At 72.0% G+C, this 16,438-nt stretch carries 12 protein-coding genes and 1 pseudogene; 3 read left to right on the top strand and 10 right to left on the bottom strand.

From position 1 onward, the window contains the following. Positions 1–10: 10 nt before the first annotated feature. Positions 11–862: an ABC transporter permease gene (locus tag AC1Z4A_RS24850; protein WP_483683713.1), complete on the bottom strand. Its 852-nt coding sequence runs from the start codon at positions 860–862 to the stop codon at positions 11–13. Positions 863–875: 13 nt separating this feature from the next. Next, positions 876–1,745: an ABC transporter ATP-binding protein gene (locus AC1Z4A_RS24845; protein ID WP_483682075.1), complete on the bottom strand. Its 870-nt coding sequence runs from the start codon at positions 1,743–1,745 to the stop codon at positions 876–878. Positions 1,746–2,080: 335 nt separating this feature from the next. On the opposite strand from AC1Z4A_RS24845, the gene AC1Z4A_RS24840 reads away from it, so the two are divergent. Together AC1Z4A_RS24840 and AC1Z4A_RS24835 are read left to right on the top strand one after the other, a co-directional pair. Continuing rightward, entirely contained in the window at positions 2,081–3,751 is a 1,671-nt protein-coding gene (locus AC1Z4A_RS24840) for a sensor histidine kinase (protein ID WP_483682074.1), read from the top strand. Then, a complete protein-coding gene (locus AC1Z4A_RS24835; RefSeq protein WP_483682073.1) occupies positions 3,748–4,425 on the top strand; it encodes a response regulator in 678 nt (225 codons plus the stop codon). Before AC1Z4A_RS24840 ends, AC1Z4A_RS24835 begins: the two co-directional genes overlap by 4 nt. 72 nt (positions 4,426–4,497) lie before the next feature. On the opposite strand, the gene AC1Z4A_RS24830 is transcribed toward AC1Z4A_RS24835, so the two are convergent. The 3 genes from AC1Z4A_RS24830 to AC1Z4A_RS24820 all read right to left on the bottom strand — a co-directional run bounded on the left by AC1Z4A_RS24830 (position 4,498) and on the right by AC1Z4A_RS24820 (position 8,702). Next, positions 4,498–5,235, bottom strand: a complete 738-nt coding sequence (locus AC1Z4A_RS24830) for a response regulator transcription factor (protein ID WP_483682072.1) — start codon at positions 5,233–5,235, stop codon at positions 4,498–4,500. Positions 5,236–5,246: 11 nt separating this feature from the next. Then, positions 5,247–6,410, bottom strand: coding sequence for a sensor histidine kinase (locus tag AC1Z4A_RS24825; RefSeq protein ID WP_483682071.1), 1,164 nt, complete (start codon positions 6,408–6,410; stop codon positions 5,247–5,249). A 171-nt stretch (positions 6,411–6,581) separates the two neighbouring features. Then, positions 6,582–8,702, bottom strand: a complete 2,121-nt coding sequence (locus tag AC1Z4A_RS24820; protein WP_483682070.1) for a DNA gyrase/topoisomerase IV subunit B — start codon at positions 8,700–8,702, stop codon at positions 6,582–6,584. A 433-nt stretch (positions 8,703–9,135) separates the two neighbouring features. Between AC1Z4A_RS24820 and AC1Z4A_RS24815 the strand changes: the two genes are divergently transcribed. After that, positions 9,136–9,366 (top strand): DUF7455 domain-containing protein, encoded by a 231-nt coding sequence (locus AC1Z4A_RS24815; protein WP_071961820.1) that lies wholly within the window; start codon positions 9,136–9,138, stop codon positions 9,364–9,366. A gap of 402 nt (positions 9,367–9,768) precedes the next feature. On the opposite strand, the pseudogene AC1Z4A_RS24810 reads toward AC1Z4A_RS24815, so the two are convergent. The 5 genes and pseudogenes from AC1Z4A_RS24810 to AC1Z4A_RS24790 form a co-directional block, all read right to left on the bottom strand. Next, a pseudogene (locus AC1Z4A_RS24810) lies at positions 9,769–10,569 on the bottom strand (S1 family peptidase); the annotation flags it as partial. Between the two features lie 135 nt (positions 10,570–10,704). Further along, on the bottom strand, positions 10,705–12,261 hold the full coding sequence (locus AC1Z4A_RS24805) for an RNA polymerase sigma factor (protein ID WP_483682069.1): 1,557 nt from the start codon (positions 12,259–12,261) through the stop codon (positions 10,705–10,707). 373 nt (positions 12,262–12,634) lie between these two features. Further along, positions 12,635–13,573: a FadR/GntR family transcriptional regulator gene (locus tag AC1Z4A_RS24800; RefSeq protein ID WP_483682068.1), complete on the bottom strand. Its 939-nt coding sequence runs from the start codon at positions 13,571–13,573 to the stop codon at positions 12,635–12,637. Between the two features lie 175 nt (positions 13,574–13,748). Continuing rightward, on the bottom strand, positions 13,749–15,509 hold the full coding sequence (locus AC1Z4A_RS24795) for an ABC transporter ATP-binding protein (RefSeq protein WP_483682067.1): 1,761 nt from the start codon (positions 15,507–15,509) through the stop codon (positions 13,749–13,751). A gap of 141 nt (positions 15,510–15,650) precedes the next feature. After that, positions 15,651–16,412 (bottom strand): NUDIX hydrolase, encoded by a 762-nt coding sequence (locus AC1Z4A_RS24790; RefSeq protein WP_483682066.1) that lies wholly within the window; start codon positions 16,410–16,412, stop codon positions 15,651–15,653. Positions 16,413–16,438: the final 26 nt, after the last annotated feature.

The following is a 16,438-nucleotide window of genomic DNA, read 5'->3' as shown; positions in this document are numbered from 1 at the left end:
GCCCCGGCTGTCAGCGGTCGCTGTCGGCAGAGCCCGGCTTCCAGCGGAAGAGCCGCCTCTCCACGAAGGTCAGCAGCCCCTCCGCGAGGAGGGCGACGACGGCGAGGATGGCCATGGCCGCATAGACCCCGGCGGTGTTGAACGCGCCCTGGGCCTGGGAGACGAGCAGGCCGATGCCCTTGTCCGCGCCCATGTACTCGCCGACGATCGCGCCGATGAGGGCGAAGCCGAAGCTGATGTGCAGGCTGGTGAAGATCCACGAAGTGGCGGACGGGATGACGACCCGGAGCGTCACCTGCCGGTTGCTCGCCCCCAGGATGCGGGCGTTGGCCACCAGGTTGCGGTCGACCTCGCGGGCGCCCTGGAAGGCGTTGAAGAACACGGGGAAGAAGACCAGCACCACGGCCGAGGCGACCTTGGAGGCGGGGCCGAGCCCGAACCAGATGACGAAGATCGGCGCGAGCACGATCCGCGGCAGCGCGTTGAGGACCTTGACGTACGGGCCGAGAACCTCGGCGAGGAAGCGCACGCGCCCCAGGACGATGCCGAGCAGCACGCCGCCCGCCACCCCGATGCCCCAGCCCAGCAGGGCCTCGTACAGCGTGCACCAGATCTGCTCGCCGAGCGATCCCTGCGCAGTACCGTGCATCGTCCACTGGACGATCTGGTCCCAGACCTTCGACGGCATCGAGAAGTTGAAGGGGTCGATGGTCTCGGTGCGGGCGAGGATCTCCCAGGCGGCCAGCAGGGCGGCGAGCAGCAGGATCCGCGTGGCGAGGACCAGGAGCCTGCGCCGACGGGCGGCCTTTGCACGGGTTGCGGAGAGGAAGGTTCCCACGCGCAGAGCGGTGGGAGCGCCCACGGACTCGGCGGACTCAAGCGACACGGGACGCACCCCTCTCGCGGGTGATGCGGACTTCCTCGCCGAGGGAGGCCCAGATCTCCCGGTAGATCTCGATGAACTCCGGCTCCAGGCGGACGGATTCGACCTTGCGAGGCCGGGGCAGCCGGATCGGGAAGATTTCTTTGACGGTGGCCGGCCCCGCGGTCATGACCACGACCTTGTCGGCGAGCGCGATGGCCTCCTCCAGGTCGTGGGTGACGAAGACGACGGAGGCGGCGGGCTGGGCATCCGCGCCGTCGCCGGAGCGGAACCCGCCCCACAGCTCCAGGAGTTCGTCCGACATCAGCGCCCGGGTCTGCACGTCCAGCGCCGAGAACGGCTCGTCCATCAGCAGGATGCGCGGGTTGTTGACGAAGGTCTGGGCGAGGGCCACGCGCTTGCGCTGGCCGCCGGAGAGCTGGTGCGGATAGCGGTCCGCGAAGCCCGCGAGCCCCACCCGGCCGAGCCAGTCGCGGGCCCGCTCGCGCGCCTCGGCCTTCGGCACGCCGCGGAAGCGCGGTCCGGCCGTCACGTTGGACAGCACGGTCCGCCACGGGAAGACCGCGTCCTGCTGGAAGACGAAGCCGACCTCGGGCCTGATGCCGGTCACCGGCTCGCCGCCGATCAGCACCTGGCCCTCGGTGGGCTCCTCCAGGCCGCTCACCAGGGTGAGGGTGGTGGACTTGCCGCATCCGGTGGGCCCGACGACGGCGACGAACTCACCTTGCTCGACAGCGAGATCAAGATCGCGTACTGCCGTGTGCTCCGCGCCCGAGGGCGTACGGAAGGTCTTGCTCGCGCCGCGCAACTCGATCACCGGAACACTGGCCGGTGGGTTGCCGCGTGGGGTGCCGCTCTTCATCCGTACGCCTCCGCTGCCGATGTCTCCATCCGTTCCGGTCGCCGCCGCGGGGAGCGGGACGACCGGGCTGGAGGCTAGATCGGCACGGCGCGGCGGGCAGCCTTGTGATCGCTGTGCGGCTTCCGCGCGTGAAGCCTGTTCTGCTCGTTTTGCTCGCGATAAGGCAACAAAAGTGACACGGGAGCACCACAAGCGGGCACCGTCCGACTACGTTCGGTCCGCACCGGTGGCTCGGAAAGCAGCTGTCCGGCAATCGGCAACCGGTACTCCACGCATCGGAGTACGGCAGCCATGAATCGGCAGTCCGCACGACGAAGAAGACGAAAGGGACAGATATGCGCCCCCGGTGGCCCCGTCGCGTCTTCGCCCATGTCCTCTCCGCCCAGCTTCTGATCACCGCCGGGGTCACCGCGCTCACCACCGGCCTGTTCCTCGCGCCCCTCGGCGCCCAGCTCGACGACCAGGCCGAGCACCGGGCGCTGGCCATCGCCCAGGCCACCGCCGCCCAGCCCGGCATCGCCCACGACGTGCTCGCCGGACCGCCGAGCCCGGACGGCCCGGTGCAGGCCGCAGCCGAGCGCATCCGGCTGGCCACGGAGGCGAGCTACGTCGTGGTGGTGGACACCCGGGGCATCCGCTACTCCCACACCAACCCCGCGGAGATCGGCAGGCACGTCAGCACGGACCCGGCACGGGCGCTGAGCGGGCACGAGTGGACGGGCATCGAGAGCGGCACCCTCGGCCGCTCGGCACGCGGCAAGGTGCCGCTGCGCGACACCGAGGGCGCCATCGTGGGCGCGGTGTCGGTCGGCATCGCCTACGGCGACGTGCGCGACCTGCTGCTGCACTCCCTGCCCGGCATCCTGATGGCCGCCGGGGCCGCGCTGGCGGCCGGGGCGCTGGCCGCGTTCGCCGTCTCGTGGCGGCTGCGCAAGCGCACCCACGGCATCGAACTTTCCGAGATCTCCGCCCTGCTCGACGAGCGCGAGGCCGTGCTGCACGGGATCCGCGAGGGCGTGGTCGCCCTCGACCGGCGCGGGCGGGTGCGGCTGCTCAACGACGCGGCGCAGCGGCTGCTGGGGCTGGGCCCGGAGGCCGTCGGGCAGCCGCTGGAGGCCGTCCTCCCCGCGGGGCGGACCACGGACGTGCTGAGCGGGCGGGTGACCGGTACGGACCTGCTGATCGTCCGCAACGGCCGGGTGCTGGTGGCCAATCGGATGGACACCGCCGACGGCGGCACCGTCGCGACGTTGCGCGACCGCACCGAGCTGGAGCAGCTGGGGCGCGAGCTGGACGGCACCCGTGGGCTGACCGAGGCGCTGCGCGCCCAGGACCACGAGCACGCCAACCGGCTGCACACCATCGTGGGCCTGCTGGAACTGGGGCTGTACGAGGAGGCGGTGGACTTCGTCGCCGAGGTCACCGGCGCGCACCGGGCCACGGCCGAGCAGGTCACCGAGCGGGTGCACGAGCCCCTGGTGAGCGCGCTGCTGGTGGGCAAGAGCGCGGTCGCGGCGGAACGGGGTGCGGCGCTGCGGGTGAGCACGGGGACGCACCTGCCCGACGGCGTGGTGGACCCGCGGGACCTGGTCACCGTGCTCGGCAACCTCGTGGACAACGCACTCGACGCCGCCGGAGCCCGCCCGGACGCATTCGTGGAGGTCGAGCTGCGGACCGTGGGCACCACGGCCGTGCTAAGCGTCTCGGACAACGGGCCGGGCGTCCCGGCGGAGCTGCGGGAGCTGGTGTTCGCCGACGGCTGGTCCACCAAGGAGGCCGCGCCGCACCGCCCGCGGGGGCTGGGTCTGTCGCTCGTGCGGCGGCTGGCCGAGCGGTACGGCGGCTCGGCCCGGGTCGGTGAACGGCCGGGCGGCGGCGCGGTGTTCACGGTGGAGCTGCCGGAGGCGGTGCGTCCGGCGGAACTGCGAGCGGGGGAACCACCGGGGGAATCAGACTACGAAGGGCCGCCGCCCGCACCGAGATCGCTCGAAGGGGTGAACCAATGATCGAAGTCATGGTCGTGGACGACGACTTCCGGGTCGCCGAGATCAACGCCGCGTACGTCGCCAGGGTGCCCGGCTTCCACGTCCGGGCCCGGGCCCACAACGCTGCGGAGGCGCTGGCGGTGCTGGAGCGCGGCGGCATCGACCTGGTGCTGCTGGACCACTACCTGCCGGACGAGACGGGGCTGTCGCTGGTCCGCCGCATCCGCCAGCTCGGCCACCACACGGACGTCATCATGGTCACGGCCGCCCGCGATGTGGCGACGGTGCAGACGGCCATGCGGTACGGCGCACTCCAGTACCTGGTGAAGCCGTTCACCTTCCCCGGGCTGCGGGTGAAGCTGGAGGCGTACGCGCAGCTGCGCCGGACCCTGGAGGGGGCCGAGGAGGCGGGGCAGGACCAGGTCGACCGGATCTTCGGCGCCCTGCGCACGGCGGCCACCACCACTCCCCTGCCGAAGGGCCACTCGGCGCCGACCGCCGCCCTGATCCGCAGGGTGCTGTCGGACGCGTCGTGTCCGCTGTCGGCGCACGAGGTGGCGGAGCGGTCCGGGCTGAGCCGTTCGACCGCCCAGCGCTACCTCAAGCGGCTGGAGGAGTCGGGCCGGCTGAGCCTCACCCTCAAGTACGGCGAGACGGGCCGCCCCGAGCACCGCTACGCCTGGGCCGGGCGCTGAGCGCTGACGCCGAAGCGCCCTGTCCGGTGCCGGGCCGCTCCGGCGCCCGTGAGCGAGCGGCCCTTCACCCCGTCAGGTGACGGGCGCCTCCGGGGGCCGGGCGATCCCGTGCCGGAAGGCGTACCGCACCGCCTGGGCCCGGTCGCGCACCCCGGTCTTGGCGAACAGGTTGTTGATGTGCGTCTTCACCGTCGCCGTGCTCACCTGAAGCCGCCGGGCGATTTCCGTGTTCGACAGGCCCTCGGCGACGAGGGAGAGCACCTCGGCCTCGCGCGCGGTGAGCCCGTCCGGCAGCTCCCGGGGCACCGGGGACCCGGTCTCCGGCCGTTCGGCCCCGGGCGCGGAGAGCCTTTCCAGGAGCCGCAGTTGCACCTTGGGCGACAGCCCCGCCTCCCCCGACATCACATGCTCGACGGCCCGTACGATCTCCTCCCCGCCGGCGTCCTTGGTGAGGTAGCCGCGCGCCCCGGCCCGGAGCGCGGGGAAGAGCGAGTCGTCGTCGGCATAGGTGGTGAGGATCACGACCTGCGTACCCGGGTGCTCGGCGCGGATCCGCCGGGTCGCCTCCACTCCGTCGCAGCGCGGCATCCGGAGGTCCATCAGCACCACGTCCGGGGCTTTCTCGGCGACCAGCCGCACGGCTTCCAGCCCGTCGGCCGCCGCACCGACGACCTCGATGCCGGGCAGCAGCCCCAGCAGCATCACGATCCCCTCGCGCACCACGGTCTGGTCATCGGCCACAACCACCCGCGCGGGCCCGCGCCCCGCGCCGTGCGTGCCGTCGGCGCCCGCGCCGCCCCCTGCATCCACAGCGCTCCCTGTCACGCCGGCACCCGCAGACACACCACGAATCCCTCCTGGTCGGGGCCGACCGGCCCGGCCTCCAGTGTGCCGCCGAGCAGCTCGGCGCGCTCCCGCATCCCGAGCAGACCGTACCCGGCGCCGGAGGCCGCCAGACCGCCCGTTTCCCCGCGCGCCCCTCCGTCACGGACCCACAGCTCCACCTCTCGCTCCAGATAGGTGAGTCTTATGTCCACGAACGCCCCCGGCGCGTGCTTGCGCACATTGGTCAGCGCCTCCTGGGCGACCCTGCGCACCGCCAGCCCGGCCTCCGCCGGCAGTGTGCGCGGCTCCCCCGTCACCTCCAGCCGTGCGCCCTCCGTCGCCGCGACCTCCCTGAGGAAGTCCTCGACCCGCGTCATCTCCCCCCTCAGGGCGGACAGCGCCTGCCGGGTCTCGGCCAAGCCCTCGCGCGCCATGCCCCGGGCCGCCGCCACCCGCTCCAGGACCCGCTGCCGGTCCGCCCCGCTCTCGATCAGCAGCCGCGCCGCCTCCAGGTGGACGAGCTGTGCGGAGAGGCTGTGCGCGAGCACGTCGTGGATCTCCCGGGCGATCCGGGCCCGCTCGGCCAGCGCCGCGGACTCCGCCTCCGCCCGGCGGGCCGCCTGCTCCTGGGCCAGCAGCCGGAACCCGGCCCCCCGCGCCTCCTCGTCCAGCCGCAGTGAGTAGCCGATGAGCAGGACCCCGGCCACCGTGCCGAGGGTGGCCAGCGGACGCTCGGCGGCGACGGAGGCGTACGCCCCCAGGGCCACTGCCGCGAAGGCGAGACCGTAGCCCAGCGGGAGCCGCTCCACCGCGATGGCCGCAGCGACGCACCACAGCCCGGTCGCTCCCGCCCCGGAGCCCGCCCAGTGCGCGGCGGCCCCCACCGCCACCGGCACGGCCAGCAGTCCCAGCGACGGCCACAGCCGCTGGTCGAGCGTCGTCCGGTAGGCGCGCCACACCGCGCCGGCACAGAGCAGGAACCCCGCGGCGAGCAGGGCGTAGCCCCACCCGTGGAAGACGCCGTCCCGCAGCACCGTCCAGAGGAAGATCCCGATCAGGACCAGCCGCACCGTCCAGGTCAGCACCCGGCGGCGGCGCGGAATCCCCACGTGGGAGAGGGCCTCGCGGACGGGCCACTCGGTCAGGGTCTCGCTCGGCACGTACCATCCCTCCGCCCCGGCGTGGGCACGATCCGCTCGGGCGCGGATCAACGACGCATCCGACGCTACGGAATCGGTGCCCACCCAGGATCGGAGCACGGGTGGGTTCCGGGTGGAGAACGGGTGGAGATCCTCTCCCCGCCCCGCCTCCACCCGGGGGTGGAGACGGGCTCAGGCGTCGATGCGCGAGCGGTCCAGCATGGCGGCGGAGTTGGTGATGAACTCCTTGCGCGGCGCGACCTCGTTGCCCATCAGCAGGTCGAAGGCGCGCTCAGCCGCCTCCAGGTCGCTGATGTTGATCCGGCGCAGGGTGCGGTGGCGGGGATCCATCGTGGTCTCCGCGAGCTGGTCCGCGTCCATCTCACCGAGGCCCTTGTAGCGCTGGATGCCGTCCTTGTACCGGACGCCCTTGCGCTGCAGCTCCAGCAGCGTCTCCCGCAGCTCGCTGTCGGAGTAGGTGTAGATGTACTTGTCCTGCCCCTTCTTGGGGTTGATCAGCTCCACCCGGTGCAGCGGCGGCACCGCGGAGAAGACCCGGCCTTCCTCCACCATCGGCCGCATGTAGCGCTGGAACAGCGTCAGCAGCAGGCAGCGGATGTGTGCGCCGTCGACATCGGCGTCGGCGAGGAAGATGACCTTGCCGTAGCGCGCCGCGTCGATGTCGAAGGTGCGGCCCGAGCCCGCTCCTATCACCTGGATGATCGCTCCGCACTCGGCGTTCTTGAGCATGTCGGAGACCGAGGACTTCTGCACGTTGAGGATCTTGCCGCGGATCGGCAGCAGCGCCTGGAACTCGGAGTTCCGCGCGAGCTTCGCGGTGCCGAGCGCCGAGTCTCCCTCGACGATGAACAGCTCGCTCCGCTCGACGTCGTCGCTGCGGCAGTCGGCGAGCTTCGCGGGCAGCGACGAGGACTCGAGGGCCGTCTTCCGGCGCTGGGCCTCCTTGTGCTGCCGGGCCGCGATGCGGGTGCGGGCGGCGGCGACGACCTTCTCCAGCACGGCCCGCGCCTGCTGCTTGGCGTCGCGCTTGGTGGAGGTCAGGAACGCCTTGAGTTCCTTGGCGACGACGTTGGCCACGATCCGGGAGGCGGCCGAGGTGCCCAGCACCTCCTTCGTCTGGCCTTCGAACTGCGGCTCGGCCAGCCGGACAGTGACGACCGCCGTCAGGCCCTCCATGGCGTCGTCCTTGACGACGTCGTCCTCGGCGACCCGGAGCAGCTTGGCCGAGCGGAGCGCCTCGTTGACCGTCTTGGTCACGGCGCGCTCGAAGCCCGCCACATGCGTGCCGCCCTTGGGGGTGGCGATGATGTTGACGAAGGACTTCACCGCGGCGTCGTAGCCCGTGCCCCAGCGCAGCGCGATGTCCACGCCCAGCTCACGGGTGACCTCGGTGGGGGTCATGTGGCCACGGTCGTCGAGGACCGGCACGGTCTCCTTGAACGTGCCCTGGCCGGAGAGGCGCAGCACGTCGCAGACGCCCTTGTCCTGGGCGAGGTACTCGCAGAACTCGCTGATGCCGCCGTCGTAGTGGAAGACCTCCTCGGTGGCGCCCTCACCCTCGAGGCCGCGCTCGTCGCGGACGACGATCGTCAGGCCCGGGACGAGGAAGGCGGTCTGCCGGGCGCGGCCGTAGAGGGTCTCCAGGGAGAGCTTGGCGTCCTTGAGGAAGATCTGCCGGTCCGCCCAGTAGCGGACGCGGGTGCCCGTCCGGGCCTTGGGTACCTTCTTGCCCTTGAGGAGGCCGTTGGCCGGGTCGAAGGGGGCGTCCGGGCCGGACTCCGTGAAGATGCCCGGGACGCCGCGGCGGAAGCTGATCGAGTGGGTCCGGCTGTTCCGGTCCACCTCGACGTCCAGCCGCGCGGAGAGCGCGTTGACGACGGAGGCGCCCACGCCGTGCAGACCGCCGGACGCCGCGTACGAGCCGCCGCCGAACTTGCCGCCCGCGTGCAGCTTGGTCATCACGACCTCGACGCCCGAGAGCCCGGTCTTGGGCTCGACGTCCACGGGGATGCCGCGGCCGTTGTCGCGCACCTCCACCGAGCCGTCGTCGTGGAGGATCACCTCGATGCGGTCGCAGTAGCCGCCGAGGGCCTCGTCGACCGAGTTGTCGATGATCTCCCAGAGGCAGTGCATGAGGCCGCGGCTGTCCGTCGAGCCGATGTACATGCCGGGGCGCTTGCGGACGGCTTCGAGACCCTCGAGGACGAGCAGGTGCCGCGCGGTGTAGTTGGATCCGTCCCGGTCTGCCCCGGTCAGCAATGCAGTGGACGGCACGGACGTATCGGCGGTCACGCGGTTCGCTCCTCGCTGAATTTCTGTCTGACCCGAGTTCGGGCACATGAGTGGCTCGGTCGCCGTTCAGAGGGTACCGAGGCCAGATAGAGCCTTTGTGCCGCCACCCGTAAGAACAACCATGCTAATCGAGAGTCGATCAATTGTTCGATCCCCCGATGGGGTGACGTGCACATCACGTTCCCTTCGAGGCATGAACCATTTAGGCTCCGGGCACGTCCTCAAGAACAACCCGGCAAGCCGGCCGGGGAGGACGACAGCCCCCAGCGATGTGAAACCGTAAGCCCACGCAATACGGCTCATTCGCCGCCAACCGTCAAGATCCGGCTCACTCGGAAGGAAGTTTCGAGAAAAAGCCACGAGCGGGAACGTTTTCGGCCTGGTTGGATGTTGACCCTGGTACGACAGCTCGTCGAGCTAGAGAAGAGGCGACGTGACTACTGTTCTGACCCCCGCGAGCCCGCTGACGGCCGCTGACCGCTGCGACCGGTGCGGCGCCCAGGCATACCTGCGCGTCGTTCTCATGAGCGGCGGTGAACTGCTCTTCTGCGCCCACCACGGCCGCAAGTTCGAGCCAGAACTCAAGAAGATCGCCGCGGAGATACAGGACGAGACGGAGCGGCTCACCGCCGTCCCGGCGTCCGCGTCCGACGAGGACCGCTGAGTCCGCGCCCCACGCTGACACATCGCATCCGACGACGAGCGAGGTCCCGTCATCCAGGACGGGGCAGCCGCGGGCGGCCACCCCACCGTGGGAGGCCGCCCGCTCTCGTACTCTCCTTCACCCGCAAGTGATCCTCTTGGGCCCACCTGACCCGCCACGAACCCGTCACGACGGCCGCCCGGGCCGCGCCACGGGCAGGGGGTGAGGTGCGCCCTGCGCGGGAGCAGGTGACGCACCGGGCTGCTGTGCGGGCGGCGGCACGGCAGGGGCGGCAGACGGCGGGGCCTGCGACGGCGCGGGATGCGCCGCCGGGGGCTGCGCCGGAGCAGCGGCAGGTGGCGGGGCAGGAGGCCGTGCCGCCGCCGGAGGCGCCGCTCCCGGTGCCGGGATGTCGGCACTGTGGCCCCGCACCAGCGCGGCCACGGACGAAATCCGCGTGTACACGCCCGGATGCCCGGGCTCCGCACAGCCACTCCCCCAGGACACCAGGCCCACCAGCCGTCCCCGGGCCACCAGCGGCCCCCCGCTGTCCCCCTGGCAGGCGTCGCGCCCGCCGAGGGGCACGCCTGCGCACAGCATGGTCGCCGGGTTGTACGTGCCCTCCGGGCCGCCCGGATAGGCCCGTCGGCACATCGTGTCGGCCAGCACCATCACCCTGGCGGCGTGCAGCGTCTTCGCATAGGTGCCCGCGCCGGTGGTGTCGCCCCACCCGTAGACACCGGCCGCGGTCCCCGGCTCGTAGGCAGGGTCCCCCGCCGGCGCCATGGGGATCACATGGGCGGCGGTCAGCGGGTGGTCCAGGGTGAGGACGGCCACGTCCCCGGCATTGGTCTCCATGCTGAAGGCCGGGTTCACCCAGATCTTCTTGATCGGCACTTCGTCGCCGGTGTCACCGTGCAGGTCGACCCGCCCCACGATGACCCGGAGGTCCTTGGCATCGGCCAGGTCCACGCCGAGCACCTCACGGGCCAGGCAGTGCGCAGCCGTGACGACCGTTGCAGGCCCCACCACGGCCCCGCCGCAGAACTGCCCGGACCGCTGGCCACCGAACCGCTCACGGCTCGCCAGAGCCACCACCCAGGGCGCGTCGGCCACCTTCACGGTCTGGCCCCCGACCACCCTGCGCCCCGTGGCACCGACCGGGGAGGGGATCGCGGGCAGCAGCGCAACCGCCACAGCCAGCAGGTAACTCAGGGCACGCATGCGGTCTCCTGACGGAACGAATTTCTCTGCTCACCCAGCGTCAGACGAATTGCCGGTGCCCGCATCCGGAGAGACCGCAGGGCCCGGCCCCTCCGGAGGAGGAACCGGGCCCTGCGGGCGGCACTGTGAGCAGTCTTAGTCGAGGTAGTCGCGCAGAACCTGCGAACGCGACGGGTGGCGCAGCTTGGACATCGTCTTGGACTCGATCTGACGGATGCGCTCACGCGTCACACCGTAGACCTTGCCGATCTCGTCGAGCGTCTTCGGCTGGCCGTCGGTGAGGCCGAAGCGCATGGAGACGACGCCCGCCTCGCGCTCGCTGAGCGTGTCCAGGACGGAGTGCAGCTGCTCCTGCAGGAGCGTGAAGCTGACGGCGTCGGCCGGGACGACCGCCTCGGAGTCCTCGATGAGGTCACCGAACTCGCTGTCGCCGTCCTCGCCCAGCGGGGTGTGCAGGGAGATCGGCTCGCGACCGTACTTCTGGACCTCGATGACCTTCTCGGGGGTCATGTCGAGTTCCTTGGCCAGCTCCTCCGGGGTGGGCTCGCGGCCCAGGTCCTGGAGCATCTGGCGCTGGACGCGGGCGAGCTTGTTGATGACCTCGACCATGTGCACCGGGATGCGGATGGTGCGGGCCTGGTCGGCCATCGCGCGCGTGATCGCCTGGCGGATCCACCAGGTCGCGTACGTGGAGAACTTGTAGCCCTTGGTGTAGTCGAACTTCTCCACCGCGCGGATCAGACCGAGGTTGCCCTCCTGGATGAGGTCCAGGAAGAGCATGCCGCGGCCGGTGTAGCGCTTGGCCAGGGAGACCACCAGACGGAGGTTGGCCTCCAGGAGGTGGTTCTTGGCGCGCCGGCCGTCCTCGGCGATGATCTCCAGCTCGCGCTTGAGCTTCGGGGCAAGCTTGTCGGAGTTCGCCAGCTTGTCCTCGGCGAACAGACCGGCCTCGATGCGCTTGGCCAGCTCGACCTCCTGCTCGGCGTTGAGCAGGGGGACCTTGCCGATCTGCTTCAGGTAGTCCTTGACCGGGTCGGCGGTGGCGCCGGCGACCGCGACCTGCTGCGCGGGGGCGTCGTCCTCGTCCTCGTCGGAGAGGATGAAGCCCTTGTTCTCGCCGCTCTCGTCCTCGTCGTCGCCCTTGCCGGGGGTCGGGGTCTCGTCGAGAAGCTCGTCGTCGAGAAGCTCGTCGGCGTCCTTCTTGGCGGCGGTCTTCTTGGCCGTCGTCTTCTTGGCGGTGGTCTTCTTGGCCACCGTCTTCTTGACTGCCGTCTTCTTGGCGGCGGCCTTCTTGGCAGGCGCCACGCCCTCACCGGCCTCGTCGTACGCGGCCTGGGCGGCCCCCGAGGACGCCGTGGCGGTGGTGGACGACTGCCGGGCCGTGACCGTCTTGGAGGAGACGGCCTTGGTGGCGGTGCGCTTTGCCGGGCTCTTCGCTGCGACGCTCTTGCGGGTGCGCTTGGGCGCCTCTGCGGCACTGACCATCAGCGTCACACCCTCCTCGTCGAGGACCTGGTTGAGGCTGCGCAGAACGTTCTTCCACTGGGTTGGCGGAATCTGGTCAGCCTCGAAGGCCCGACGCACGTCGTCGCCGGCGATCTGCCCCTCGGCCTTTCCCTGCTCGATGAGCGCCATCAGAGACTCGGATTCGGCGATCTCCGGCGGGAGCGTACGGGATGTGCTGGCCGACACGAACAACCTCTCGGAACGATGGAAACGGCTTCCGGCCCCGTCCGCGCTGGACCGGGCCGACGACCGTCGGCAAGGATGAACCGACGGCGCGGGCGGTAGTGCAGAGCAACACAGCGCCTCGAACGAGGCTCGTATTCCCTCCGCGGCTACCACCTCTTTAGTCATCGCGCTGCCCCAAGGAGCGTTACGCCCATTCCTCGTGGCCCGAGTCACACCGCATATCGGAGTGAAAGGCGCTTGAAGCGGACAGATCGCCGCCATGTCCGTACTCGCGGCCGCGCGGAACGGCTCTTCCGGCTCGCGCGTACCTCCGTACCCGCGCGCTGGGCAAGCGGTCCCGCACGCACCGCCCCGTCCGTGGGGTCCGCCCCGCTCAGTGCTCGCGCGGCGCGGGGACCACGCGCTCGACCTCTGGGTGGGCCACCAGCAGTTGACGCATCGCGGCCTCCGCGCCGGCCGCGTCGCCCGACGCCACGGCGTCGACGATCCGCAGGTGCTGGCCGACTCCTGCCTCGGTGGGGCGGTCGCACCCGCCGGCCGAGGCGCCCGAGACATGCAGGGCGGCGGAGACAATCCCCGAGAGGTGCTCCAGCATGCGGTTGCCGGCGACCTGAAGGAGGAGGGAGTGGAACTCGGCGTCGGCGCGCGCGAAGGTGAGGGAGTCTCCCTGGGCCAGGGCGTGACCCATGATCTCGGTCATGTCGGCGAGCCGCTGCTGCACTTCCTCACGACCATGCCCGGCGGCGAGCCGGGCGGCGAGCGGCTCGATGGTCCAGCGCAGCTCGCACAGCTCGCGGCGCTGGTCCTCGCGCTGCGGCCCGAAGGCCCGCCATTCGATGATGTCCGGGTCGAGGAGGTTCCAGTCGCTGACGGGACGCACCCGGGTGCCGACGTTCGGCCGGGCGCTGACCAGGCCCTTGGCCTCGAGGACGCGCAGGGATTCGCGGACGACGGTGCGGGAGACCTCGAAGCGCTGCCCGATCTCCTCCGGGACCAGCGGGCGGTCGGCGCCCAGGTCCCCGGAGACGATCATCTGGCCCAGCTGCTGTACGAGCTGGCCGTGCAGCCCTCGGCCACGGCTGCCGGCGGCGCGGCGCCCGGCCCGGCTCAGCTCCGCGTCGCCGTCCCAGGCGGAGGCGGCGCCGCGGTCGGCCCCGGGGGCCTCCGCATAGGAGTAACGGTCAAGCTCGCCCGGGCCTGCGAGGCCGGAGTCGGCGGGGCGAGCCGCGGTCATCATGGTGTGCGCAAGGGTACTCACGCTTCCTTTGTCGGCGACACCTCGAAGGCCCTTGAGGTCTTTGGTGAAAAGCACACGAAAGGGTGATCGCCCATTACCGCATAATTGACGCCCAAACGGACAGAATCGGGCGCATCTCAAGGCCGCATGAATACGGAGGGTGACATCACCCCCTTCTCTCCCGCAGCCCCTGCAGACCGATTGTCACTCTGCGTTCGCTCCCGTCCGGCGCGGTGCCATAGCACAGACGTCATCTCGGCCGCCCCCGGAACACCGTGAGGACATAGGCCCCGAGCAGCCCGGCCAGGGACAGGGCGAGCGCCCATCCGATGGGCTGGACCATCAGCCGCACCGCCGACGACACGCCCCGGTCCACGCCGGACGGCCAGCGCACCAGCGCGGCCGAGCGCAGCCGCTCCGGCAGCCCGAGCAGGGACCGGGCGGCGGGCCGGGAGAGCACACTGCCCAGCAGCGGCACCACCAGCGCGGGCACCGCCAGCACGGCCACGAGCCCCAGGGACGTGGACCGGAACAGACCCGCGGCGAGCAGTCCGGCCCAGCCGCAGCCGAGGGTGAGGCCGAGCCAGCCCGCGAGCGTGGCCCAGCCGTCGGTGAAGCGCACGGCGGACTCGCCGAAGATCAGCTGCACGACGAGCACGTCGAGGGCCATCGACACGAGGGCGAGCAGGATCGCCGCGGCGCCCGTGACCGCCAGCTTGGCGCCGAGCAGGCCCATGCGGCGCGGCACGGCGCCCTGGTCCGGGGCGAGCGCCGGGTAGCGGAACTCCTGGCCGAAGGAGAGCGCCCCGAGCAGCCCGGCACCGAACGCGGCGGGGGGCAGCGGCAGCCACATCGGCCAGCCGGTGAGCAGGCGCAGCGTGGGAGGGGCGCCGTTGCGGGCGAGGACCACGGAGGCGAGCAGCGCGGCGGCGATGGCGACGGCGGCCGCGTTCCAGCCCGTCCGCACACCCGTGGCGCGGCGCAGCTCGTACCGCAGCGGCCGGACGGGGCCGGGGGCGGGCAGGCGGGGCTGGAGGCGGCCGAGGGGGTCCGCGTCACGGGCGGCCGCGGGCTGCGGCTCGTCGGGGCCGCGGCCGTCGGCGCGCTGCAAGGGAGCGACCGGGCCGGCGTCGGGGGCCTCTTCCACCAGGCGGTGCACGAGGATGCCGTGGCGGTAGGCGGTCTCCCCGACGGCGGCGCAGGTAGTGCCGTAGACGGAGATCCGGCTGCCGTCCTCCTGGACCACTTCGAGGGGCGGGCCGCCGGTGTGCTCGCTCGCGGCCTCGGCCTCCTCGGCGAGCACATGGGCGAGCCGGTTCGCCAGGGGCGACTGGACGGAGACCCGCGGGCGGAGCCGGGAGCCGGCGAACGCGCTCGCCTCCTGGTCGGCGACGAGCCGGCCCTGGTCGATGGTGACGACGCGGTCGGCGATCCGGGCCGCCTCGCCGGGGTCGTGCGAGGTGACGAGAACCGCGCCGCCCTGGTTCGCATAGCCGCGCAGCAGTCCGTGGAGCCAGGTCGCCTCGCGGGGCGACAGGCCCTCGGCGGGCTCGTCGAGCACGAGGGTGTGGGGGTCGCCGAGGAGCGCCGAGGCGAGGCCGAGGCGGCGGTCCATGCCGAGCGAGAAGCCGCCGAGGCGCTGGTCCGCGAGGCCGGTGAGGCCGACGACCTCGAGGACGTCGTCGGCGCGCTCGACGGGGACGCCGGCGGCGGCACTGAGCATGCGCAGGTGGCCGCGGGCGGTGCGGGCGGGGTGGCCGGGGACGTCGCCGAGGAGCACCCCGATCTCGCGGATGGGGTGCGGGATCCGGTCGAGGGTGCGCCCCCGGAAGAGGGCGACCCCGCGTCCCGGGTCGAGCCGCAGCATGAGGCGCAGGGCGGCGGTCTTGCCCGCGCCGGACTCCCCCAGCAGGACGGTGACGCGGCCGGGGTGGGCCTCGAAGGTGAGGTCGTCGACGGTGGGCGGCTGGTTGCGGCGGGAGGCGCTGGTGAGTCCGATGGCCTGGATCATGGGCTTCGCTCGCGGGACGGCGGGACGTACCGGAGCACCGTAACCCGATATGTCCTATTTGCTACGCAATGCAGTCATTCACGGCGCGTGTCATGAGCCGGGGAGGCGGCAGTCCTCCCCGACCGGCCCTCCCCCGGGCCCCTATGCCTCGGGCCGCAGCATGGGCGGGTTGAGCAGAGTGGCGCCGCCGGCCCGGAAGAGCTGTGCCGGGCGGCCGCCCTGGCGCGTCGTGGTCCCGCCCGTGGGCACCAGGAAGCCAGGGGTGCCGGTCACCTTGCGGTGGAAGTTCCGCGGGTCCAGGGCCACGCCCCACACCGCCTCGTAGACCCGGCGCAGCTCGCCGACGGTGAACTCCGGCGGGCAGAAGGCGGTGGCGAGCGAGGAGTACTCGATCTTCGAGCGGGCGCGCTCCACACCGTCCGCGAGGATCCGGGCGTGGTCGAAGGCGAGCGGCGTCACCTGCTCGCCGTCGCGGCCGTACCCCACCTCCTGGTCCAGCAGGTCCTCCACGGGCGCCCAGCGCACGCTGTGGGCGTCCCCGCCCGGGCGCGGCGCCGGCAGGTCGGGCGCGAGCGCCAGGTGGGCCACGCTGACCACGCGCATGCGGGGGTCGCGCTTCGGGTCGCCGTAGGTGGCGAGCTGCTCCAGGTGCGCGGCGTTGGGCAGCACGGGCCCCGCCGGGTCCGCGGCGTGCAGCCCGGTCTCCTCGGCCAGCTCGCGGGCCGCCGCGGTCGCCAGGTCCTCGTCGCCCCGCACGAAACCGCCGGGCAGCGCCCACCGGCCCTGGTACGGGGGCTCGCCCCGCCGGACGGCCAGCGCGCAGAGCGCGTGCCGCTGCACGGTGAGCACGACCAGGTCGACGGTGACAGCGAAGGGCGGGAAGGCCGACGGGTCGTAGGGCATGAGGCGATCATAGTCGTCTGCCTGAC

It is taken from the genome of Streptomyces sp. 17_S59 (assembly GCF_056930295.1).
The sequence above is the reverse complement of the archived record's forward strand: the minus strand, read 5'-3'. Positions and strand labels throughout refer to the sequence as shown.